This is a genomic window from Pseudomonas sp. CBS (genome assembly GCF_024734645.1).
GTDB lineage: Bacteria > Pseudomonadota > Gammaproteobacteria > Pseudomonadales > Pseudomonadaceae > Aquipseudomonas.
In genome coordinates, this window is record NZ_CP102929.1 from 5,171,001 (window position 1) to 5,192,134 (window position 21,134).

Here is a 21,134-nt window from a genome sequence, read left to right on the forward strand (position 1 = left end):
TGTGCTATCGTTGCGGCATCATCCCAAGAAGATCAAAGAGAATCGCTGCATGAACGTGGCTGTCTCGCCCACAGAGCGAAGTTTGAGCTGGAGACGAATGCTGCTGTTGGCGCTTCTCTGGATCTTCACGCCTCTCGCTTTTGCCCAGCCCCCCGCAGGCATGGCCGATCAGCGAGCCAAGTCGGTCACGCAGGTGGTCCTCGGCATCCTCAGTTACGCACGTTGGCCGGTAGAGCCCGCGCAATTGCGGCTGTGCATCGTAGGGCCGACCCAATACACCGATGACCTGGTCAAAGGCACCACCCAGGCGACCGGCCGTCCGGTCGTGGTGCAGCGTTTGCTGGCCGACCATCCGGACATCGCCAATGCCTGCGATGCCGTGTACATCGGCCAATTGACCAGCGACGAGCGCAGCCGCCTGTTCGCATCACTGATCGGCCATCCGGTGCTCAGCATCAGCGAAGGCGGCGACCAATGCACCGTGGGCAGCCTGTTCTGCCTGCGGGTGGCCGACGAGCAGGTGTCGTTCGAGGTCAACCTGGACTCCGTTGCCCGCAGCGGTGTACGCATTCATCCGAGCGTACTGCAGCTGTCCCGACGTCGAGCGCCGGGCTCATGAATATCGATACAGGGCCAGTGCGCCCTACCTTGCGTTCGGTGATCGGGCGTGGGCACCTGAGCCTGGCGCTGATGGCGGTCAGCATGGCCAGTATCTCCCTGACCCTGCTCGGCGTGCTCGCGCTGCGGGTGTATGCCGACCACAACCTGCACCTGATTGCCCGCTCCATCAACTACACCGTGGAAGCCGCGGTGGTGTTTAACGACAGCGCGGCGGCCACTGAAGCCTTGGCCGTGATTGCCTCGGAGGAAGAGGTGGCCGAGGCGGAAGTCTTCAACGTCGACGGCAAGCAACTCGCACATTGGGAACGACCGGAAACCGGGATGCTGTCGATGATTGAGCTGCAGTTGGCGCATGCGCTGCTCGAACAGCCCATCACCCAGCCGATCCTGCACCAGGGCCAGGTCATCGGCAGCGTGCACCTGACCGGCCATGGCGGCAGCCTGTTGCGCTTCCTGCTCAGCGGCCTTGCCGGGATTCTGGTGTGTACCGCCCTCAGCGCCTGGGTTGCGCTGTACCTGGCGCGGCGCCTGTTACGCGGCATCACCGGGCCGTTGCACAGCCTGGCCTCGGTGGCCCACGCCGCCCGCAGCGAGCGTGCCTTCGACCGGCGCGTACCCCCGGCGAAAATCGCCGAACTCGACAGCCTGGGCAACGACTTCAATGCCTTGCTCGACGAGCTGGAAGCCTGGCAGACCCACCTGCAAAGCGAAAACGAAACCCTCGCTCACCAGGCCAGCCACGACAGCCTGACCGGGCTGCCCAACCGTGCGTTCTTCGAAGGCCGACTGATCCGCGCCCTGCGCAGCGCCGCCAAACTCAACGAGAAGGTCGCGGTACTGTTCCTCGACAGCGACCGCTTCAAAGACATCAACGACAACTACGGCCACGCCGCCGGCGACGCGGTATTGGTGGCAGTGGCTGCGCGCATTCGTGCGCAACTGCGCGAACAGGACCTGGTGGCACGCCTGGGCGGCGATGAATTCGCCATCTTGCTGTCGCCCTTGCACAGGCTTGAGGACGCCCAGCGCATTGCCGAAAAAATCATCGCCAGCATGGACGCGCCCATTGCGCTGCCCGGCGACACCCACGTATTGACCTCACTCAGTATTGGCATTGCCATCTACCCTGATCATGGTGCCACCCCCGGTAACCTGCTCAACGCCGCCGATGCGGCGATGTACCAGGCCAAACGGCTCTCCCAGGGTGGCCAGCAAACGGCGGAGTCCGAGTCTCCCGCCGCCAATGTTCAACACAGGAGTTGATCCCTTGTTCTCGACTGCACGCTTTTTATTCATCACCTTGCTCGTGGCCTTGCTCGCCCTGAGTGGCTGCCAGACACCGCCGCCCAAGGGCCTGACACCGGCGCAAATCGCCGTGCTCAAACAGCAAGGCTTCGAGCTGACTGACGAGGGCTGGGCCTTCGGCCTGTCGGGCAAGGTACTGTTTGGCAGCGACGTCGAGAGCTTGAATGCCCCCAGCACCGAAATCGTCCAACGCATCGGCAAGGCACTGACGGGTGTGGGCATTGAACGCGTGCGTGTTGACGGTCACACCGACGCCTCGGGCAAGGAAACCTACAACCAGCAACTCTCCCTGCGCCGTGCAAAAAGCGTCGCACAGGTGTTGGTGGGCGTTGGCATGAAAGAAGAAAACGTACAAATGCGCGGGTTGGGCAGCAGCGAGCCGGTGGCGTCCAACACGACAGCGGCGGGGCGCACCGAGAATCGCCGGGTGTCGATTGTGGTGATTGCGGACTAAGCCGACGCCCTCGTTCGCTCTATGGAATGCGTTCAAAAATGTGGGAGCGGGCTTGCTCGCGAAGGCGGTGGATCAGTTGATGTATTGGGTGACTGACACACTGCTATCGCGGGCAAGCCCGGCTCCCACATTTTATTTAATCCGCAAACCTCATCTCCCGCGTTTCCCCCATCAACAACGGCTGATTCTGCTCCGTCACCTCACGGATGTAATCCCACAGCAGGGTGATCCGTTTCAACTTCCTCAGATCCTCGCGGCAGTACATCCAGAACTGCCGCGTAATATTGATCTCCTTGCCCAGCACCGGAAGCAACCGCGGATCCTGCGCCGCCAAAAAGCACGGCAGGATCGCCAGCGACCGCCCTTGCTGTGCCGCCACGTACTGCGCGATCACGCTGGTACTGCGCAAGCTCGCGCTGGCGCCGGGTACCACGTTCGCCAGGTACAGCAGCTCCGAACTGAACGCTAAATCATCCACATAACTGATAAACGGGTGTTCGGCCAAATCCGCTGCCCGGCGGATGGGCGGGTGCTGGTCCAGGTATTCCTGTGTCGCGTACAGCTGCAGCTTGTAGTCGCACAGCTTGCAGCACACGTACGGCCCATGCTCCGGCCGTTCCAGGGCGATGACGATATCCGCCTCGCGCTTGGACAGGCTGATGAAGTGGGGCAGGGGCAGGATGTCCACGGAGATCGCCGGGTAGGTGTCGACGAAGTGGCTCAGTTGCGGGGTGACGAAGAAGCTGCCGAACCCTTCGGTGCAGCCCATGCGCACGTGGCCGGACAACGCCACGCCGGAGCCGGAAACCTGTTCACAGGCCATGTGCAAGGTGCTTTCGATGGACTCGGCGTAACCCAGCAAACGCTGGCCTTCGGTGGTCAATACGAAGCCGTTGGTCCGGGACTTTTCAAACAGCAGAGTGCCCAAGGATCCTTCAAGGGAGGTAATGCGCCGCGACACGGTGGTGTAGTCCACCGCCAGGCGCTTGGCGGCGACGCTGGCCTTGCGGGTGCGGGCTACTTCGAGGAAAAACTTCAGGTCATCCCAGTTCAGGGAGCCTAGTGACGTGATGTTTTTTTGCATATTGGACCGGCTTTTATGTGCGTTCTTATTAGAAGTTTGCACATCTATACTCCAAAAACAGTCCGAACGCCTCATGTGTAGGAGCGAGCTTGCTCGCGAAGGGCGTTAACGATAACGCGGGGAGCCTGAATGAATGCGGCGCTCTCCGGTTCTTCGCGAGCAAGCTTGCTCCTACAAAAGTCCGAACGCCTCATCCTCAAGGCGATTCAACGCCTTGGTTCTCTGCATACCTACAAGAATTGGAGACCACATGAACGCATCTGCCGATATTTCCGTGCAACAGGTCAAGCTGCTGATCAACGGCGAGTGGGTCGAGTCCAAGACCACCGAATGGCAAGACATCGTCAACCCCGCTACCCAGCAAGTACTGGCCCGTGTGCCGTTTTCCACCCCCGCAGAAGTCAACGCTGCCATTGACGCCGCCCATCGCGCCTTCCAGACCTGGAAGTTGACGCCGATCGGTGCGCGCATGCGCATCATGCTCAAGCTGCAAGCCTTGATCCGCGAGCACTCCAAGCGCATCGCCGTGGTGCTCAGCGCCGAGCAGGGCAAGACCATTGCCGACGCGGAAGGCGATATTTTCCGTGGCCTGGAAGTGGTCGAGCACGCGTGCTCCATCGGCACCCTGCAGATGGGCGAATTCGCTGAAAACGTCGCGGGCGGTGTGGACACCTACACCCTGCGCCAGCCGATCGGCGTGTGCGCCGGCATCACCCCGTTCAACTTCCCGGCGATGATTCCGCTGTGGATGTTCCCGATGGCCATTGCCTGCGGTAACACCTTCGTACTGAAACCTTCTGAGCAGGACCCGCTGTCGACCCTGCTGCTGGTCGAGCTGGCGCTCGAAGCCGGTGTGCCACCTGGTGTGCTGAACGTGGTTCACGGCGGCAAGGATGTGGTGGATGCGCTGTGCACCCACAAAGATATCAAGGCGGTGTCCTTCGTCGGCTCGACCGCCGTGGGGACTCACGTCTACGACCTCGCCGGCAAACACGGCAAGCGCGTGCAATCGATGATGGGCGCCAAGAACCACGCCGTGGTGCTGCCGGACGCCAATCGCGAGCAAACCCTCAACGCTCTGGTTGGTGCCGGGTTCGGCGCGGCCGGTCAGCGCTGCATGGCGACCTCCGTGGTGGTGCTGGTGGGCGCTGCCAAACAATGGCTGCCGGACCTCAAGGCCCTGGCGCAGAAACTCAAGGTGAATGCCGGCAGTGAAGCCGGTACTGATGTGGGCCCAGTGATCTCCAAGCGCGCCAAGGCACGTATTCTCGACCTGATCGAAAGCGGCGTGAAAGAGGGCGCCAAGCTGGAACTGGATGGCCGTGGCATCAAGGTGCCGGGTTTCGAAGACGGTAACTTCGTCGGCCCGACCCTGTTCTCCGGCGTGACCACCGACATGCAGATCTACACCCAGGAAATCTTCGGCCCGGTGCTGGTGGTGCTGGAAGTCGACACCCTCGACCAAGCCATCGCCCTGGTCAACGCTAACCCGTTCGGTAACGGCACCGGCCTGTTCACCCAGAGCGGCGCGGCGGCGCGTAAATTCCAGAGCGAAATCGACGTCGGCCAGGTCGGCATCAACATCCCGATCCCCGTGCCAGTGCCGTTCTTCAGCTTTACCGGTTCCCGTGGCTCGAAGCTCGGTGATCTGGGCCCGTACGGCAAGCAAGTGGTGCAGTTCTATACCCAGACCAAGACCGTCACCAGCCGCTGGTTCGACGACGACAGCGTCAACGATGGCGTCAACACCACCATCAACCTGCGCTGATCGAGGAGACGACCATGAAGATTGCATTTATCGGCCTGGGCAACATGGGCGCGCCGATGGCGCGCAACCTGATCAAGGCCGGCCATGCGCTGAACCTGTTTGACCTGAACCAGACCGTGCTCAAGGAACTGGCCGAACTGGGCGGCACCATCAGCGCCTCACCGCGTGCGGCAGCAGCAGGTGCCGAGCTGGTAGTGACCATGCTCCCGGCTGCGGCCCATGTGCGCAGCGTATGGCTCGGTGAAGATGGCGTGCTGGCCGGCATCGGCAAAGGCGTGCCGGCGGTGGATTGCAGCACCATCGACCCGCAGACCGCTCGCGATGTAGCAGCGGCGGCGGCAAAACAAGGCGTTGTGATGGCTGACGCCCCGGTGTCCGGCGGCACCGGTGGCGCCCAGGCCGGGACGCTGACCTTCATGGTGGGCGCCACCCCGGAACTGTTCGCCACCCTGCAACCGGTATTGGCGCAAATGGGCCGTAACATCGTCCATTGCGGCGAAGTCGGCACTGGGCAAATCGCCAAGATCTGCAACAACCTGCTGCTGGGTATCACCATGGTCGGCGTCAGCGAAGCCATGGCCCTGGGCGACGCGCTGGGCATCGACACCCAAGTGTTGGCGGGAATCATCAACAGCTCCACCGGGCGTTGCTGGAGTTCGGACACTTACAACCCATGGCCCGGAATTATCGAAACGGCGCCGTCGTCCCGGGGTTATACCGGCGGGTTTGGTGCGGAACTGATGCTCAAGGACCTGGGGCTGGCCACTGAAGCCGCCCGCCAGGCGCACCAGCCGGTGATCCTCGGCGCAGTGGCGCAGCAGTTGTATCAATCGATGAGCCAGCGTGGGGAAGGGGGCAAGGACTTCTCGGCGATTATCAACAGCTATCGCAAACCCCAATAGGGGATTTTCCGGGAACCCGATTTAAATGGGTTCCCGGGTTTTTGCCTGTCAGCGAGCTTTCTGGCCTTTCAGCCAGCAACCTGCAACATAAGGCACCAGGCTTGATGCCTTTCCTCGGATGAATTCATATCCGTAGGGTTTACGCACAACCGCCAGTCCAATAAGGACTTTCTCGGCAGAGTGCCTGGCTTTGGTAACCAAGCCGGCGGCCGGCTGGGTGGTGAGTGATGTTCCCACTACCAGAACCTTCTCTGCGTTTTTGAAGTGCTGCTGTGCTATCTCAAGATTTGGTACGTTTTCGCCATACCAAACGACATGGGGCCGTAGCTGGCTACCTTTTTCGCACAAGTCGCCCAGTAAAATCGGGCCGCCATCGATCTTGTACATCAGTTGCTCATCGACGGTGCTTTGCGCCAGGTTGATCTGACCGTGAAGGTGTAAAACGCACGTGGAGCCTGCTCGTTCATGCAGGTCGTCAACGTTCTGAGTGATCACCACGACATCAAACCGCGACTCCAACGCTGCGATTGCAAGGTGTGCGGCATTGGGTTGTGCGGCATAGACCTTTTTCCGCAGTTGGTTATAGAACGTCAGAACTTCTTCCGTATTTCTATGCCAAGCCTCAGGAGTTGCCACATCTTCAACGCGATGATCCATCCACAGGCCGGTTTCGTCGTTGAAGGTGTCCAGACCGCTTTCAGCACTGATGCCGGAACCTGTGAAAATGACGATTTTTTGTCTATCGAATTCAGCTGCCATAAGTAGGTTCCTTGGCTAATGGCATGATGCGGAGGACTTCTTCGGGAGACGGAAACTGGCATCGAATAGGTCAGAAGATCTTGGATTCAAGCCCAGCTCAAGGCCACGTGCAATCTTGCTATTGTTTGCGCCCTCTGCCGCTAACGCGCTTTCGTGACGTCTCCACCGGCTTAATAAGAATCCCATCGGTATGGCACGTCAATATTCGAATTTTCTCAAGTGCGTGGTTTTCCAATCTCAATCGAGAAGGTCAGCTTTGGCAGCGTTCGCTGTTGGCAGGTGAGAACCGCTCATTTTTTATGAAAAAAACCGCCTTTTGGGGGCGGTTTTTTCTTGTGGGCTTTTCTGATTGCTAACTCAGGCAAACACAAAATACTTACGCACCGTCTCGACCACTTCCCACGTCCCCTTCATCCCCGGTTCCACCACAAAGATATCCCCAGCTCGCAAATGGATCGGCTCCAGGCCGTCGGGGGTGATCACGCAGTAGCCTTCCTGAAAGTGGCAGTATTCCCACTTCACATACTCCACCCGCCATTTGCCGGGGGTGCAGATCCAGGTGCCCATGATCTTGCTGCCGTCTTCGCTGGTGTAGGCGTTGAGGTTGACAGTGTGGGGGTCGCCTTCGAGTTTTTCCCATTTGCAGGCGTCCAGCACCGGCAGTGGGTGGGTGTCGCGCAGTACGGTGATCGGCTTGGACATGATGATTCCGAGGCAGTGGAAGGGAAGTCCGAACCCTATCGCCTTGGGCCGCCCGCCTGTGGTCTGAACTCGACATCGGGATGCCCAGAAGCGCAGGCGGCCGTTGATCTTGATCCCCTGTAGGAGCGAGCTTGCTCGCGAAGGTCGTTAACGATGACGTTGGCATTCTGACTACACGCGGGGCCCTCGAGTTTTTCGCGAGCAAGCTCGCTCCTACAGGGGGCAATGCCTGACCGGGGGCTTTGAAACATCCAATCACCAATCAGCCATTTCCTCGCAGTAAGTGCGAAAGATTTCCCGCTTTGCGCTGGAATTCGCAAGAATATTTACAGCTGGCCCTCGTATCATTCACCCCAGTAACGACCGAGAGCCTTGAAATGAATCCAATAACAACGTGGTGGGACATCAGCCCGCCCTTGAGCACCGCGACCCCGACCTGGCCGGGCGATACGCCGTTTCAGGAAGAGCGGGTGTGGCAGTTCGGCCCCGAGTGCCCGGTGAATGTCGGACGCATTACCCTGTCGCCCCACACCGGCGCCCATGTGGACGCGCCGTTGCACTACAGCGCTGACGGTGCGCCCATCGGCGAAGTGTCCCTGGATGTGTACATGGGCCCGTGCCGGGTGCTGTATTGCCTGGGCAGCGGCGCGCTGGTGCAGCCGCATCAGTTGGAAGGCCGCCTGGGGAACCTGCCGGAGCGTGTGCTGTTGCGCACTTATCAACAGGCGCCACTGGATAGTTGGGATTCGAATTTCACCGCCGTCGCTCCGCAAACCGTCGAGCTGCTGGCCAGCCTCGGTGTGCGCCTGATCGGCATCGACACGCCGTCCCTGGACCCGCAACAGTCCAAGACCATGGATTCCCACAACGCCGTCGCCCGTCATGGCATGGCGATTCTCGAAGGCATCGTCCTGGACGACGTACCGGAGGGCGATTATGAGTTGATCGCGCTGCCGCTGCGTTTTGCCAACCTCGATGCCAGCCCGGTACGAGCCATTCTCCGCCCGCTCAAGGAGCCCACGCGATGAGCCAGTGTCCTTTCTCCCCTGACTACCAGCCGCCGGAAGAATGGCATAACGCCGAGCTGAATTTTTCCGAGTCCATGAGCTATGGCGACTACCTGGACCTGGGCAAAGTGCTCAGCGCCCAGCACCCGCTGTCGCCGGACCACAACGAGATGCTGTTTATCATCCAGCACCAGACCTCCGAGCTGTGGATGAAACTGATGCTCCACGAACTCAAGGCCGCCCGCGAACACGTGCGCCTGGGTGAGTTGCCACCGGCGTTCAAGATGCTGGCGCGGGTGTCGCGGATCTTTGACCAACTGGTGCACGCCTGGGCGGTGCTGGCGACCATGACGCCGTCGGAGTACAAGTCGATTCGCCCGTACCTGGGCCAGTCGTCGGGCTTTCAGTCGTTCCAATACCGGGAAATCGAATTCATCCTCGGCAATAAAAGCGCGGCGCTGTTGCGGCCCCACGCCCATCGTCCGGACTTGTTGAACGAGCTGAAAGTGGCGATTGCCACGCCGTCGCTGTATGACGAAGCGATCAACCTGATGGCCAAGGCCGGGCTGGCGATCGACCCCACGCGCGCCGAACGCGATCCGACGGCGCCGACGGTTCACGATGAATCCGTGGAGGCGGCGTGGCGCGAGGTTTATCGCGACCCGAGCCGTTATTGGGACCTGTACCAATTGGCCGAAAAGTTTATCGACCTGGAGGATTCGTTCCGCCAATGGCGCTTCCGCCATGTCACCACCGTGGAGCGGATCATCGGCTTCCAGCCCGGTACGGGCGGCACCGAAGGCGTGGGCTACCTGCGCAAGATGCTCGACACCGTGCTGTTCCCCGAGCTGTGGCGAGTGCGTTCCACGCTGTAATCAAGGCCCAACAAAAAGCCCCGGTACTCATCAGTACCGGGGCTTTTCATTTGAAATACGATCCAAATGTGGGAGCGGGCTTGCTCGCGAAAGCGGTGGGTCAGTCAATACATCAGGTGACTGACACGACGCCTTCGCGAGCAAGCCCGCTCCCACACAAGCCCGCTCCCACATGGGTTATTGCGCTGTTACTGCCTTCGCGTTATTCAACCGCAACCGGTACGCCACATAGATAATCCCGACCCAAACCGGAATCGCATACACCGACGCCCGCACACCCGGAATCGCCAGCATCACGCAGATGATCATCAGCATGAACGCCAGGCACAGGTAGTTGCTGAACGGGAACCAGAAGGTCTTGAACGACGGCACCACGCCTTGCTCGCCCATGGCCTTGCGGAACTTGATGTGGGTCAGGCTGATCAGCGCCCAGTTGATCATCAGCGAGGCAACCACCAGCGCAAACAACAGCTCCAGTGCGTCATGCGGGGCGACGTAGTTGATCACCACGCACAGCAGCGTCACCAGGGCCGAAATGCCCAGGGCACGCAGCGGCACGCCTTGCTTGTTCAGCTTCATCAGCGCTTTCGGCGCATCGCCTTGCTCGGCTAGGCCGAACAGCATGCGGCTGTTGCAGTACACGCCGCTGTTGTACACCGACAGTGCCGCGGTCAGGACCACGAAGTTTAGGATGTGGGCGGCGGTGTCATTACCGATCAGCGAGAAGATCTGCACGAACGGGCTGCCGCTGTAGGCATCGCCCGATGCGCCGAGGGTTTGCAGCAGTTGGTCCCATGGGTACAACGACAGCAGCACGGTAAGTGCGCCGACGTAGAAAATCAGGATCCGGTACACCACCTGGTTGATCGCCTTCGGGATCACCTTGCGTGGCTCGCTGGCTTCGGCGGCGGTAATCCCCACCAGCTCCAGGCCGCCGAACGAGAACATGATGAACGCCATGGACATCAACAGCCCCATGCCGCCATTGGGGAAGAACCCGCCGTGGCTCCACAGGTTGCTCACCGAGGCCTGCGGGCCGCCGGTGCCGCTGAACAGCAGATAGCAGCCGAGCACGATCATGCCGACAATCGCCACCACCTTGATGATCGCGAACCAGAACTCGGTCTCACCGAAGAACTTCACGTTGAGGGTGTTGATCAGGTTGACCAGCACAAAGAACACCACCGCGCTGACCCAGGTCGGAATTTCCGGCCACCAGAACTGGATGTACTTGCCCACCGCTGTCAGCTCGGCCATGCCCACCAGCACGTAGAGTACCCAGTAGTTCCAGCCGGCGAGGAAGCCTGCGTAACCGCCCCAGTATTTGTGGGCAAAGTGGCTGAAGGAGCCGGCGACCGGTTCCTCGACGATCATCTCGCCCAGCTGGCGCATGATCAGGAACGCGATGAAACCGGCTACCGCATAGCCCAGGATCATCGACGGCCCCGCCGACTTGAGCACGCCTGCCGAGCCGAGGAACAGCCCGGTCCCGATTGCCCCTCCCAAGGCAATCAGCTGAATATGTCGGTTCTTCAGGCCACGTTTGAGGCCCACCGGGTTAACCATGTCATCCGCCATTAACATTCCCTTCTACTTGTTTTTTTCAGGGTTGATCGCACACCGAACCAGCCCCTCATACCGCTGAGGGGTCAGATATTACTCTCGGTAAACTTTTCGTAATACAGCTGAACGCCATCAAGTGCCTGATCCAGCAGCCATTGTTTGATGGATTCGACCATCGGTGGCGGCCCGCACACGTACATATCCGCCGATTGATCCCGTAATTCGGCCAGGTCGAAATGCTCGGTGAGGTAGCCACGCTTGCCGGCCCAATCGGGCGTCGGGTCGCTGAGTACTTCGGTGTAGCGAAAGTTTGGGATTTTTTCGGCATAAGCGGCGACGCGGGCGGCCTCGCACAAATCGGCCGCACCGCGCACGCCGTAATACAGGTGCACCGGCTGTTGGCAGGCGCTGGCGGCCAGGTCGTCAAGCATGCCCAGCAGCGCCGATAAACCGGTGCCACCGGCCACCAACACCAGCGGTCGGGTGACATGCCGAAGGTAGAAGGCACCCAATGGCGCTTCCAGCAGCACCTCATCGCCGACCTGGCAGCGCTCGCGGATGTAGTTGCTCATCACGCCATCGGGCAGCAGGCGGATCAGAAACTGCAATTGATTGCCCGGGCGGTTGGCGAAAGAGTAGGAGCGCCAACTGTCGGTGCCGGGAATCGACAGGCGGGCATATTGGCCCGGCAAAAAGTCCAATGGGTGTTCAAGCTGCAGGTGCAGGATCGCGGTGCTGGCCGAGACCTGCTGCACATCGCTCACCGTACTGCGGATTTGTACTGGCCCCGGCGCGTTGCACAGGCTGGAATCAAAATCGAAATAAAACGCCGCGTCGGACTGGACCCGGGTCTGGCAGCTGAGCATTTTGCGTTGTTGCAGGTCGAGGCTGGAGAGGGCTTCCTCGTCCACGTAGTCCTGGGTGAAATCGCCGGACTCGCACCGGCCCTGACAGGTGCCGCATACGCCTTCGCGACAGTCGAGCGGGATCTTGATGCCGTTGCGCAGCGCGGCATCCAGCAGGATCTCATTGGCGCCCACCGGGAAAAACAGGGTCTTGCCGTCGGCAAAACTGAAGGCCACTTTGTGATTCATATGATCGCTCTCTAAAACGCCGCGTAGCAGCTGTCGAGCCTTGGCGAGGCTGCGTCGGCGGCGCACCTGACACTCCGCAGACGCAGCCTCGCCAAGGCTCGACAGCTGCTACGGGGGAAGGTGTTCACAGGTGATAGAAATCCAGCACCGAGTTGATGGTGTCGTTGAGCAGCAGCGCATGCTTGCGGGTGATCAACCAACTGTCGCCATCGGGCTTGAGGCTGTAAGTGGCGCTGCCGTAGAACTGCTCCGACGTCGCCAGCCGATAGAACAGCGTGTGCCAGTTCAGCTTCACTTCCAGCAGCCCGTCCGGTTGCTCGGCAATCCGCACGTTGTTGATCAAATGCAGCGTCCTCGGCATCGGCGTGGCCGACGCGGCCTTGCCCGTGCGCAGGCGGAACACCCGATCCTCCAGGCCCGAGCGGTTGGCGTAGTAGATCAGCGACATCTCGCGCTTCGGGTCGCGGGTGTAGACGTGTTCCGAGTCCCACTGCGGCAGGTGGAACTCGCTCTGCGGGTCGAACAACTGCACGTAGGCGTCCCAATCCTGGGCATCGCACAGCTCGGATTTACGGTAAAAAAACTGTTCGATCCGGTACTGCAATTGCGCATTCATCATTTCACCTCACGCAGTTTCAGGGCTTGGGCATCGAGCCCGTCCAGCAGGAATTTCTGCCAGTTGCGGTGCTGGTTGACGTACAGGCCTTCGTGGGTGAATTCGGTGCCGGTCATTGCCGGCTGGATGCCGATGGCTTCGCTGTTGGGCGTCGGCCCGGTTTCCCAGCGATGGCTGCCACGGGAGATATCGCTCCAGCGTTCCAGGCGGCCCTGGAAGCCGCGCTGGGCTTCGCGAAATTCCACCAGGTCATCCGGCGTGCCCATACCGGAGACGTTGAAGAAATCCTCGAACTGGCGGATGCGGTTTTCTCGGTCGGCGTCAGACTCGCCTTTCACCCCCAGGCACTGGCTGATGATCTCGGTCTTGTTCCAGGCGATGGGGCGGATGATCCGCAACTGCGAGCTGATCTGATCGAGGAAAAACAGGCTCGGGTAGATGTTCAGGTTGCGCAGGCGGTGCATCATCCACTCGGCTTTTTGCTGGCCGTGTTCTTCGACCAGGCGCGGCATGATGGTGGCGTAGCCCGAACGCACGGTGGGGTTGGGCATGTCACTGAACAGCAGGCTGTGGCCATTGTTGAAGGCGAACCAGCCGTCATCGGTATTCGCGTCACCGGCGCCGAGCTTGCTGTAGTCCAGGGTCGTGCCCGAGCCGGTACCGTTTTCCGTGTTGACCTGTTGGCGATGCTGCACCGTGGCCACGTAGTTGTAGTGCACGGTGCTGACGTGATAACCGTCCAGGCCGTTCTCGTTTTGCAGTTTCCAGTTGCCGTCGTAGGTGTAAGCGGATTTGCCCGGCAGCACTTCCAGCTCGCCGGTGGCCGATTGGGCGACCATCATGTCGAAGAACACTTTGGCGTCGCCGAGGAAGTCTTCCAGGCTGTCACTGCCGTTCACGTCCAGGCTGATGAAGACGAAACCCTTGTAGCTCTCGATCCGCGCCTTTTTCAGGCCGCGAGTGGCTTTGTCGAACCCTTCCGGGTATTCCCCCGGCGCCTTGACCTTCACCAGCCGGCCATCGCTCTTGTAGCACCAGGCATGGAACGGGCAGGTGAAGGTGGACTGGTTACCCTTGCCGACCCGCGTCAGGGTGGTGCCCCGGTGTTGGCAGGCGTTGATCAGGGCGTTGAGCTGGCCTTCGCCATCGCGAGTGATGATCATCGGCTGGCGCCCGGCGCGCATCGTCACGAAGTCGTGCTTGTTGGCCAGTTCGCTCTCGTGACAGGCGTAGATCCAGTTCTTTTCGAAGATCAGTTCCATCTCCAGATCAAACAGCTCCGGCTCGGTGAACATGTCCCGGGCGATGCGGAACACTTCATCCACCGGACGAAAGTCCAGGCAGCCTTCGATAAAGCTTTTCCACTGCTCGACGCTTCTTGCACCACTCATGGGAGGCACCTTTTTGATAATGGCTAAACGGGTAGGCCATTAAGAGGCTGCGGCAGGGTGGTGGGCTATCCGGTTAATGGGGGAAGGTGGGCCACTTAGTTGGGCACGAAATACCCACGGCGGTGCAGGGCAGTGGTGGAATGCGCTACTGTCTTGCAAGGCAATTGTCGAAAAAGTCGGTGCGTTATCCACTTAATCGACGGTTGCTATCCACCCAGTGGCAATGCCGCTGGCGTGGCGCAAAACTTGCTGTTGCTCTACCAGGACGCGCCGTCAGAGCGCGCCGGCCACAATTGCCGTGGGTGCCCAGTGATGAGTAGCAATACACGCGATATACGTATCGAGCGCTTCGACCTTGAAGGCGCTTGCAGCTGGATGTCTGGCATTTGCGGGCCGCACCGGCTGCAGACCGCGACGCCGGAACGCATCCGCTTTCACCACAGTGCCAATGTGTTCAAGTCTCGCGCCACCACGCTGGGGATTATTGAGTACGGCACCGACGTCACGATCGACATTGAAGACGCCGAACACTTCAGCAGCTACAGCCTGAGCCTGCCGTTGGTGGGCGAGCAGGAACTGAGCAAGAACGGCGAGCGGCTCAGTTCCAACCGCGATCAGGGCGTGATCATCTCGCCCAATGAGCATCAAGTGCTGGCGATTTCCGGCGACTGCCGCAAGTTGCAGGTGGTGATCACCCGCGCGGCGATGAGCGAATCCCTGGAAGGCCTGCTGCAACGGCCGATTGAAGCGCCGCTGCGCTTTGAGTCGGTGATGGATGCGGTGGATGGCGCCCCGGCGTCGTGGTGGCGCATGGCGCGGTATTTCATCGCCGAACTGGAGCGCAGCAGCGAGCTGTATGACCAGGCGGCGTTTACCCGGGACTTGGAAAGCTCGCTGATCAAGGGCCTGATTCTCGCCCAGCCGAATAACTACTCCGAAGAACTGCGGGACGTGCTGGGGGTGAAGCTGCCGCACTATCTGATCCGTGCGCGGCAGTACATCCACGACAACGCCCGGGAGGCGGTGCATCTGGAGGACCTGGAGGCCGCGGCGGGGGTTTCGCGCTTCAAGCTGTTCGATGCCTTTCGCAAATACTTCGCCCTGTCGCCCATGGCTTACCTGAAGAAATACCGCCTGGGGGCCGTGCGCCAGGAAATTCTCGAACACGGTTCGACCCGCACCATCTCCGAGGTCGCCCTGGGTTGGGGCTTTACCCATTTGGGGCGATTCTCGGCCGAGTACCGCAAGCTGTTCGACGAGTCTCCCAGCCAGACGCTGCAGCGCAACGACGCCCGGCGCATGCGGGGGTGAACACTTTACTCAAAAACAACGGAGATCAACTGTGGGAGCGGGCTTGCTCGCGAATGCGGTGCATCAGCCAACTCATTCGGTGACTGACACTGCGCATTCGCGAGCAAGCCCGCTCCCACATTGGATGTGTGGTGTTCTTTTAAATCAACTCTTCAACCAGCTGCAGGCAATGAGTAAGCCCCGGCGACTGGTCATTGATCCTCCGGCTGAGAATGATCGGCGAAGTGGCGGTGGCTTCCACCACCGGCGTATAGCCGATGTCCGCCCGATGCAGCACCTGCACCGAGGCTGGCACCAGCGTCACGCCCATACCCGCACCCACCAGGCCGATGGCGGTCTGCAATTCATTGGTCCACTGCGCCACCTTCAGGCTCAAACCGTGGGCGTCGAACAGCGCGATCACATGGTCGGCGTAGCTGGGCCGCGGATTACCGGGGTACAGCACGAAAGGCTCTGCGGCCAATTGTGCCAAGGTGGCCGGTGCACCCAGCAAGGGATGCCCGGCGGGCAACACCGCCACCAGCCGATCTTCCACCAACACCCGCTGCACAATCGCCGGGTCGTCGATGCGAATCCGCCCGAAGCCCACATCAATCCGCCCGGCCTTGAGGGCTTCGACCTGTTGCAATGTGGTCATTTCCGACAGGCCCAACTCCAGCTCCAGGCCATCGTGGCTGCGCAGCCGTCGAATCAACTCCGGCAGTACGCCATACAGCGTCGACGGCGCAAAACCGATGCCCAGCCAGGTCTTTTTCGCCCAAGCCAATGCGCCGGGTGCTATCGCACACCTTGCCCAGTTGCTCCAGCAGCACGTTGGCGTGCTCATAGAAAAAACGCCCGGCCTCGGTCAGGCGCAATGGCCGCCCGCGTTCCAGCAGGACCACGCCCAGTTCGTCCTCCAGTTGCTGGATCTGCCGGCTCAACGGCGGCTGGGCAATGTGTAGGCGTTCGGCGGCGCGGGTGAAGTTGAGGGTTTCCCCCAGCACCTGGAAGTAACGCAGATGGCGCAGTTCCATAAGGACTCCATTCATACCTTAGGGGTATTGTTCGAGACTAATTCTATATTGGAAGCCAGAAAAAATGCGGAACAGAATCAAGCCAAATCTATAAAGAACCCAACGGGTATTGCCATGCCGATTTGCGCCATCGAGTCGATCGAGACCATCATCGTCGATCTCCCTACCATTCGCCCGCACAAGCTGGCGATGCACACGATGCAGAACCAGACCCTGGTGATCATCCGCGTGCGCTGCGCCGACGGTATCGAAGGCATTGGTGAATCCACCACCATCGGCGGCCTGAGCTACGGCAATGAAAGCCCCGACAGCATCAAGATCAACATCGACCGGCACTTCGCGCCGCTGCTGCTTGGCCAGGATGCGAGCAACATCAATGCCGCCATGTTGCGCCTGGAGCGCAGCATCCGGGGCAACACCTTTGCCAAGTCGGGTATCGAAAGCGCCTTGCTCGATGCCCTCGGCAAACGCCTGAACCTGCCGGTCAGCGAATTACTCGGTGGCCGTGTGCGGGACGCCTTGCCGGTGGCCTGGACCCTGGCCAGCGGCAATACCGAAAAAGACATCGCCGAGGCCGAGAAGATGCTCGACCTGCGCCGCCACCGCATCTTCAAACTGAAGATTGGCGCCGGTGAAGTCAGCCAGGACCTGGCCCACGTCATCGCGATCAAAAAAGCCTTGGGTGATCGCGCCAGCGTGCGAGTCGACGTCAACCAGGCCTGGGACGAAGCCGTGGCTCTGCGCGCCTGCAAGGTGCTGGGTGACAACGGTATCGACCTGATCGAACAACCGATTTCGCGCAACAACCGTGGCGGCATGGTTCGGCTCAACCTGTCGAGCCCGGCGCCGATCATGGCCGACGAATCCATCGAATGTGTGGAAGACGCCTTCAACCTGGCCCGCGAAGGCGCGGCCTCGGTGTTCGCCCTGAAGATCGCCAAAAACGGCGGCCCGCGTGCGGTATTGCGCACTGCGGCGATTGCCGAAGCGGCGGGCATCGGCCTGTACGGCGGCACCATGCTCGAAGGCGGTATCGGCACCCTGGCCTCGGCCCATGCCTTTCTCACCTTGAACAAACTGGCGTGGGACACCGAGCTGTTCGGCCCGCTGCTGCTCACCGAAGACATCCTCGCCGAGCCGCTGGTGTACCGCGATTTTCACCTGCATGTCTCCACCGCTCCGGGCCTGGGCCTGGCCATCGATGAAGAGCGCCTGGCGTTCTTCCGTCGCGATAAATAACCCGAGGACACCTGCGATGTTGTTCCACGTAAAAATGACCGTGAACCTGCCCGTCGACATGAACCCCGAGTGCGCTGCCGGCCTCAAGGCTGAAGAAAAAGCCTTCTCCCAGCGGCTGCAACAAGAGGGCAAATGGCGCCACCTGTGGCGCATCGCCGGGCTGTATGCCAACTACAGCGTGTTCGACGTCGACAGCGTGCAGGAACTGCATGACCTGCTGATGCAACTGCCGCTTTATCCTTACATGGCCATCGAAGTGAATGCCCTGTGCCGGCATCCATCGTCGATCCGTGAGGATGATCGCTGAGTCTGTTTTTTCACCTAATAATTACAAGATGAGGATTGCACCATGACCATCCGACTTTCCCAGACTGCTCACGCCCAACAGTTTCTCGAAGAAGCCAGCGGCAACCTGAACGACGGCGGCAACCCACGGGCCAAGGCGCTGATCTACCGGATCCTGCGGGACACGGTGAACATCATCGAAGACCTGGAAGTGACCCCGGAAGAGTTCTGGAAGGCGGTCAACTACCTCAACGAACTGGGCAAGAACCAGGAAGCCGGGTTGCTCGCAGCCGGCCTGGGCCTGGAGCATTACCTGGACATGCTGATGGACGCGGCAGACGAAGAAGCCGGCAAATCCGGCGGCACCCCGCGCACCATCGAAGGCCCGCTGTATGTGGCCGGTGCGCCGCTGTCCAAATTCGAAGCGCGGCTGGACGACGGGCAGGACCCGGGTGTGCCGCTGTTCATGCAAGGCCAGGTGCGCGACACCAACGGCAAGCCGCTGGCGGGGGCGATTGTCGACGTGTGGCAGGCCAACACGGGCGGCACGTATTCGTGGTTTGACGGCACGCAATCGGAGTTCAACCTGCGTCGGCGGATCGAGACCGATGCCCAGGGCAACTACCGTTTCCGCAGCATTGTGCCGTCGGGGTATGGCTGCCCGCCGACCGGGCCGACCCAGCAGTTGCTGGACCAGTTGGGGCGCCATGGCCAGCGGCCGGCGCATATCCACTTCTTCATCTCGGCGCCAGGCCATCGGCACCTGACGACGCAGATCAACCTGTCGGATGATCCGTACCTGCATGATGATTTTGCCTATGCGACGCGGGATGAATTGATCGCCGAGATTCGCTTCAGCGAGGACGCAAACCTGGCGAAGGAATTTGGTGTGGAAGGGCAGTTTGCGCAGATTGATTTTGACTTCGAGTTGCAGCCTGCGGCGGCGCCGGTAGAACAGAAGCGCATGCAGCGAGTGCGCGCCCTCGAAGACTGAGGTTGATCGTTCCCACGCTCCGCGTGGGAACGCCTCCTGTGACGCTCCGCGTCACGACCTTAAGAGCGGACGCGGAGCGTCCAGGGCGACATTCCCACGCAGAGCGTGGGAACGATCCGCTGTATCGTTTGGCCTACTTGCGAACAACCAGGTCGAGCAAATCATCCCGATCCTTGATCTTCTGCAACACGATCTCCGACCGAATATCCATCACCCCCGCCGTGCGGTTCAGGTGGTTCACGATAAAGTCCGAAAAGTGCTTCAAATTACGCGCCTGCACCCGCAGCACATAATTGCTCGCCCCGGTAATCACATACGCACTGGCCACCTCCGGCCACCCTTGCACCTTCTTGATAAACGTCTCGTGCCAATCCTCCACGTCCTGACGCAACGACAGGTGGACGATGGCCTCCAGCTCAATCCCCAACTGCTCGGCGTTCAGCACCGCCCGATAACCGCTGATGATTCCCTCGCTCTCCAGCAGGCGCAAACGCCGCAGGCAAGCCGAGGGCGACAGGGCGACTTTCTCCGCCAGTTCCTGGTTACTGATACGGCCATCCTGTTGCAGGAAATGCAGAAGGCGCAGGTCGGTAGCGTCGAGAATCATGGTTAGAATAAATCCGCGTGTTTGGGGGTTAAATTCGAATTTCCTACAGCTTAATTAGCCTGTTGCCCACCACTTTGCACGAAAATTCTCTAAAGCTTCGTTCATTATTTGGCTCATTGTTACTACAAGAACAGGACTGACCATGACCACCCGCACCCATTGCCTGACCCTCGACGCCCAGGATCCGCTGGCGCCACTGCGCGACCAATTCGCCTTGCCTGCCGGGGTGATCTACCTCGACGGCAACTCTCTGGGCGCGCGCCCGGTGGCAGCGCTGGCGCGGGCGCAAGCGGTGATCGTCGAGGAGTGGGGCAATGGCCTGATTCGCAGCTGGAACAGCGCCGGCTGGGCCGACCTGTCCCAGCGCCTGGGCAATCGCCTGGCACCGCTGATCGGTGCCCGCGACGGTGAAGTGGTGATTACCGATACCACCTCTATCAACCTGTTCAAGGTGCTCAGCGCGGCACTGACCGTGCAGCGCGAACGCGCGCCAAGCCGCAAGGTGATCGTCAGCGAAGCGAGCAATTTCCCCACCGACCTGTACATCGCCGAAGGCCTGACCGAACTGCTGCAACAGGGCTACTCCCTGCGCCTGGTCAACAGCCCGGACGAACTGCCCCACGCCATCGACCAGGACACGGCCGTGGTGATGCTCACCCACGTCAACTACAAGACCGGCTACATGTACGACATGCCGGCCCAGACCGCGTTGAGCCATGAGTGCGGCGCGCTGACGATCTGGGACCTGGCGCATTCGGCGGGCGCGGTGCCGATCGACCTGCATCAGGCCGGTGCCGATTATGCGATTGGTTGCACCTACAAATACCTCAACGGCGGGCCCGGCTCCCAGGCGTTTGTGTGGGTCAACCCGGCGTTGGTGGATGTGGTCACGCAGCCGCTGTCGGGCTGGTTCGGGCATACCCGCCAGTTCGCCATGGAATCGCGTTATGCGCCGAGCCAGGGCATCGCCCGCTACCTGTGTGGCACCCAGCCGATTACCTCGCTGGCGATGGTGGAGTGTGGCCTGGATATTTTTGCCCAGACCGACATGGCCAGCTTGCGCGCTAAATCCCTGGCGCTGACCGACCTGTTTATCGAGCTGGTGGAATCCCGTTGCGCTGCTCACGACCTGACCTTGATCACCCCGCGTGAACACGCGCGGCGGGGTAGCCACGTCAGCTTCGAACACCCGGAAGGCTATGCGGTTATCCAGGCCTTGATCGCCCGTGGCGTGATTGGTGATTATCGCGAGCCGCGGATCATGCGTTTCGGCTTTACCCCGCTGTACACCAGCTTTGCTGAGGTGTGGGATGCGGTGGAAATCCTGGGTGAGATTCTCGATCAGAAAACCTGGGATCAGCCGCAATTCAAGGTTCGCCACAGCGTCACCTGAGTAAACGCAGAGCAAAAAATGTGGGAGCGGGCTTGCTCGCGAATGCGGTCTATCAGTCTCTGATGTATTGACTGGCACACCGCATTCGCGAGCAAGCCCGCTCCCACAAGGGACAGTGTTTCAACCAGAAAGCAGTGCAATCACAATA

At 60.5% G+C, this 21,134-nt stretch carries 20 protein-coding genes and 1 pseudogene; 12 read left to right on the plus strand and 9 right to left on the minus strand.

Going from position 1 to position 21,134, the window contains the following annotated elements; all coding sequences use genetic code 11:
- The first annotated feature begins 49 nt into the window (after window positions 1-49).
- Genes NVB75_RS23570 through NVB75_RS23580 form a run of 3 tightly spaced genes read left to right on the plus strand, consistent with a single transcriptional unit; the run spans window position 50 to window position 2,380 of the window.
- Window positions 50-619, plus strand: coding sequence for a YfiR family protein (locus NVB75_RS23570; RefSeq protein WP_226477032.1), 570 nt, complete (start codon window positions 50-52; stop codon window positions 617-619).
- Window positions 616-1,884, plus strand: coding sequence for a diguanylate cyclase domain-containing protein (locus tag NVB75_RS23575; RefSeq protein WP_258343572.1), 1,269 nt, complete (start codon window positions 616-618; stop codon window positions 1,882-1,884). The genes NVB75_RS23570 and NVB75_RS23575 overlap by 4 nt, the downstream gene beginning before the upstream one ends.
- A gap of 4 nt (window positions 1,885-1,888) precedes the next feature.
- Window positions 1,889-2,380 carry an OmpA family protein gene (locus NVB75_RS23580; protein ID WP_258343573.1) on the plus strand — a complete coding sequence of 164 codons (492 nt, stop codon included), beginning with the start codon at window positions 1,889-1,891 and terminating at the stop codon, window positions 2,378-2,380.
- A gap of 136 nt (window positions 2,381-2,516) precedes the next feature.
- On the opposite strand, the gene NVB75_RS23585 is transcribed toward NVB75_RS23580, so the two are convergent.
- A complete protein-coding gene (locus NVB75_RS23585) occupies window positions 2,517-3,464 on the minus strand; it encodes a LysR family transcriptional regulator (RefSeq protein ID WP_258343575.1) in 948 nt (315 codons plus the stop codon).
- Between the two features lie 250 nt (window positions 3,465-3,714).
- Here NVB75_RS23585 and NVB75_RS23595 point away from each other — a divergent pair, with 250 nt between their 5' ends.
- The gene (locus tag NVB75_RS23595; RefSeq protein ID WP_258343576.1) at window positions 3,715-5,232 is read left to right on the plus strand and encodes a CoA-acylating methylmalonate-semialdehyde dehydrogenase; all 1,518 of its coding nucleotides are present in this window, start codon (window positions 3,715-3,717) and stop codon (window positions 5,230-5,232) included.
- Between the two features lie 14 nt (window positions 5,233-5,246).
- Window positions 5,247-6,134: a 3-hydroxyisobutyrate dehydrogenase gene (mmsB, locus tag NVB75_RS23600; protein WP_258343577.1), complete on the plus strand. Its 888-nt coding sequence runs from the start codon at window positions 5,247-5,249 to the stop codon at window positions 6,132-6,134.
- A gap of 48 nt (window positions 6,135-6,182) precedes the next feature.
- Here mmsB and NVB75_RS23605 read toward each other — a convergent pair whose 3' ends face one another.
- Together NVB75_RS23605 and NVB75_RS23610 are read right to left on the minus strand one after the other, a co-directional pair.
- Window positions 6,183-6,893, minus strand: a complete 711-nt coding sequence (locus tag NVB75_RS23605) for a Sir2 family NAD-dependent protein deacetylase (RefSeq protein WP_258343578.1) — start codon at window positions 6,891-6,893, stop codon at window positions 6,183-6,185.
- Between the two features lie 357 nt (window positions 6,894-7,250).
- Window positions 7,251-7,595: a cupin domain-containing protein gene (locus NVB75_RS23610; protein WP_003212331.1), complete on the minus strand. Its 345-nt coding sequence runs from the start codon at window positions 7,593-7,595 to the stop codon at window positions 7,251-7,253.
- Between the two features lie 377 nt (window positions 7,596-7,972).
- On the opposite strand from NVB75_RS23610, the gene kynB reads away from it, so the two are divergent.
- Both kynB and kynA read left to right on the plus strand, forming a co-directional pair.
- Window positions 7,973-8,623, plus strand: a complete 651-nt coding sequence (kynB, locus tag NVB75_RS23615) for an arylformamidase (RefSeq protein WP_258343579.1) — start codon at window positions 7,973-7,975, stop codon at window positions 8,621-8,623.
- Window positions 8,620-9,477 (plus strand): tryptophan 2,3-dioxygenase, encoded by an 858-nt coding sequence (kynA, locus tag NVB75_RS23620; protein WP_258343580.1) that lies wholly within the window; start codon window positions 8,620-8,622, stop codon window positions 9,475-9,477. The genes kynB and kynA overlap by 4 nt, the downstream gene beginning before the upstream one ends.
- A 177-nt stretch (window positions 9,478-9,654) precedes the next feature.
- On the opposite strand, the gene NVB75_RS23625 is transcribed toward kynA, so the two are convergent.
- From NVB75_RS23625 to antA, 4 genes are all read right to left on the minus strand, one after another.
- A complete protein-coding gene (locus NVB75_RS23625; protein ID WP_003212324.1) occupies window positions 9,655-11,055 on the minus strand; it encodes an amino acid permease in 1,401 nt (466 codons plus the stop codon).
- A gap of 71 nt (window positions 11,056-11,126) precedes the next feature.
- Complete coding sequence (gene antC, locus NVB75_RS23630; RefSeq protein ID WP_258343581.1) at window positions 11,127-12,134, minus strand: anthranilate 1,2-dioxygenase electron transfer component AntC; 1,008 nt, start codon at window positions 12,132-12,134, stop codon at window positions 11,127-11,129.
- Window positions 12,135-12,258: 124 nt separating this feature from the next.
- Window positions 12,259-12,750: an anthranilate 1,2-dioxygenase small subunit gene (gene antB / locus NVB75_RS23635; RefSeq protein WP_003212320.1), complete on the minus strand. Its 492-nt coding sequence runs from the start codon at window positions 12,748-12,750 to the stop codon at window positions 12,259-12,261.
- The gene (gene antA / locus NVB75_RS23640; RefSeq protein WP_258343582.1) at window positions 12,750-14,141 is read right to left on the minus strand and encodes an anthranilate 1,2-dioxygenase large subunit; all 1,392 of its coding nucleotides are present in this window, start codon (window positions 14,139-14,141) and stop codon (window positions 12,750-12,752) included. The genes antB and antA overlap by 1 nt, the downstream gene beginning before the upstream one ends.
- Before the next feature lie 312 nt (window positions 14,142-14,453).
- Between antA and NVB75_RS23645 the strand changes: the two genes are divergently transcribed.
- On the plus strand, window positions 14,454-15,452 hold the full coding sequence (locus NVB75_RS23645; protein WP_258343583.1) for a helix-turn-helix domain-containing protein: 999 nt from the start codon (window positions 14,454-14,456) through the stop codon (window positions 15,450-15,452).
- A gap of 139 nt (window positions 15,453-15,591) precedes the next feature.
- Here the strand turns inward: NVB75_RS23645 and NVB75_RS23650 are convergent.
- Window positions 15,592-16,468: pseudogene (locus NVB75_RS23650) on the minus strand (LysR family transcriptional regulator).
- Between the two features lie 114 nt (window positions 16,469-16,582).
- Between NVB75_RS23650 and NVB75_RS23655 the strand changes: the two are divergent.
- The 3 genes from NVB75_RS23655 to catA are packed head-to-tail and all read left to right on the plus strand — an operon-like array spanning window position 16,583 to window position 18,986.
- Window positions 16,583-17,707: a muconate cycloisomerase family protein gene (locus NVB75_RS23655; protein ID WP_008436677.1), complete on the plus strand. Its 1,125-nt coding sequence runs from the start codon at window positions 16,583-16,585 to the stop codon at window positions 17,705-17,707.
- 16 nt (window positions 17,708-17,723) lie between these two features.
- Window positions 17,724-18,014 carry a muconolactone Delta-isomerase gene (gene catC / locus NVB75_RS23660; RefSeq protein ID WP_258343584.1) on the plus strand — a complete coding sequence of 97 codons (291 nt, stop codon included), beginning with the start codon at window positions 17,724-17,726 and terminating at the stop codon, window positions 18,012-18,014.
- A 42-nt stretch (window positions 18,015-18,056) separates the two neighbouring features.
- Window positions 18,057-18,986, plus strand: coding sequence for a catechol 1,2-dioxygenase (gene catA / locus NVB75_RS23665; RefSeq protein ID WP_258343585.1), 930 nt, complete (start codon window positions 18,057-18,059; stop codon window positions 18,984-18,986).
- 133 nt (window positions 18,987-19,119) lie between these two features.
- On the opposite strand, the gene NVB75_RS23670 is transcribed toward catA, so the two are convergent.
- Window positions 19,120-19,593 (minus strand): Lrp/AsnC family transcriptional regulator, encoded by a 474-nt coding sequence (locus NVB75_RS23670; RefSeq protein ID WP_003212305.1) that lies wholly within the window; start codon window positions 19,591-19,593, stop codon window positions 19,120-19,122.
- 142 nt (window positions 19,594-19,735) lie between these two features.
- On the opposite strand from NVB75_RS23670, the gene kynU reads away from it, so the two are divergent.
- Entirely contained in the window at window positions 19,736-20,986 is a 1,251-nt protein-coding gene (kynU, locus tag NVB75_RS23675) for a kynureninase (protein WP_258343586.1), read from the plus strand.
- The last annotated feature ends 148 nt before the right edge of the window (window positions 20,987-21,134 follow it).

What these genes read in the sequence shown, in the direction of transcription:
- NVB75_RS23625 (WP_003212324.1), bottom strand. Translation starts at nt 11,055, where the DNA reads ATGGCGGATGACATGGTTAACCCGGTGGGCCTCAAACGTGGCCTGAAG.
- NVB75_RS23605 (WP_258343578.1), bottom strand. Translation starts at nt 6,893, where the DNA reads ATGGCAGCTGAATTCGATAGACAAAAAATCGTCATTTTCACAGGTTCC.
- kynA (WP_258343580.1), top strand. Translation starts at nt 8,620, where the DNA reads ATGAGCCAGTGTCCTTTCTCCCCTGACTACCAGCCGCCGGAAGAATGG.
- NVB75_RS23670 (WP_003212305.1), bottom strand. Translation starts at nt 19,593, where the DNA reads ATGATTCTCGACGCTACCGACCTGCGCCTTCTGCATTTCCTGCAACAG.
- antA (WP_258343582.1), bottom strand. Translation starts at nt 14,141, where the DNA reads ATGAGTGGTGCAAGAAGCGTCGAGCAGTGGAAAAGCTTTATCGAAGGC.
- kynU (WP_258343586.1), top strand. Translation starts at nt 19,736, where the DNA reads ATGACCACCCGCACCCATTGCCTGACCCTCGACGCCCAGGATCCGCTG.
- mmsB (WP_258343577.1), top strand. Translation starts at nt 5,247, where the DNA reads ATGAAGATTGCATTTATCGGCCTGGGCAACATGGGCGCGCCGATGGCG.
- NVB75_RS23595 (WP_258343576.1), top strand. Translation starts at nt 3,715, where the DNA reads ATGAACGCATCTGCCGATATTTCCGTGCAACAGGTCAAGCTGCTGATC.
- NVB75_RS23575 (WP_258343572.1), top strand. Translation starts at nt 616, where the DNA reads ATGAATATCGATACAGGGCCAGTGCGCCCTACCTTGCGTTCGGTGATC.
- NVB75_RS23610 (WP_003212331.1), bottom strand. Translation starts at nt 7,595, where the DNA reads ATGTCCAAGCCGATCACCGTACTGCGCGACACCCACCCACTGCCGGTG.
- antC (WP_258343581.1), bottom strand. Translation starts at nt 12,134, where the DNA reads ATGAATCACAAAGTGGCCTTCAGTTTTGCCGACGGCAAGACCCTGTTT.
- catA (WP_258343585.1), top strand. Translation starts at nt 18,057, where the DNA reads ATGACCATCCGACTTTCCCAGACTGCTCACGCCCAACAGTTTCTCGAA.
- kynB (WP_258343579.1), top strand. Translation starts at nt 7,973, where the DNA reads ATGAATCCAATAACAACGTGGTGGGACATCAGCCCGCCCTTGAGCACC.
- NVB75_RS23645 (WP_258343583.1), top strand. Translation starts at nt 14,454, where the DNA reads ATGAGTAGCAATACACGCGATATACGTATCGAGCGCTTCGACCTTGAA.
- NVB75_RS23585 (WP_258343575.1), bottom strand. Translation starts at nt 3,464, where the DNA reads ATGCAAAAAAACATCACGTCACTAGGCTCCCTGAACTGGGATGACCTG.
- antB (WP_003212320.1), bottom strand. Translation starts at nt 12,750, where the DNA reads ATGAATGCGCAATTGCAGTACCGGATCGAACAGTTTTTTTACCGTAAA.
- NVB75_RS23570 (WP_226477032.1), top strand. Translation starts at nt 50, where the DNA reads ATGAACGTGGCTGTCTCGCCCACAGAGCGAAGTTTGAGCTGGAGACGA.
- NVB75_RS23655 (WP_008436677.1), top strand. Translation starts at nt 16,583, where the DNA reads ATGCCGATTTGCGCCATCGAGTCGATCGAGACCATCATCGTCGATCTC.
- catC (WP_258343584.1), top strand. Translation starts at nt 17,724, where the DNA reads ATGTTGTTCCACGTAAAAATGACCGTGAACCTGCCCGTCGACATGAAC.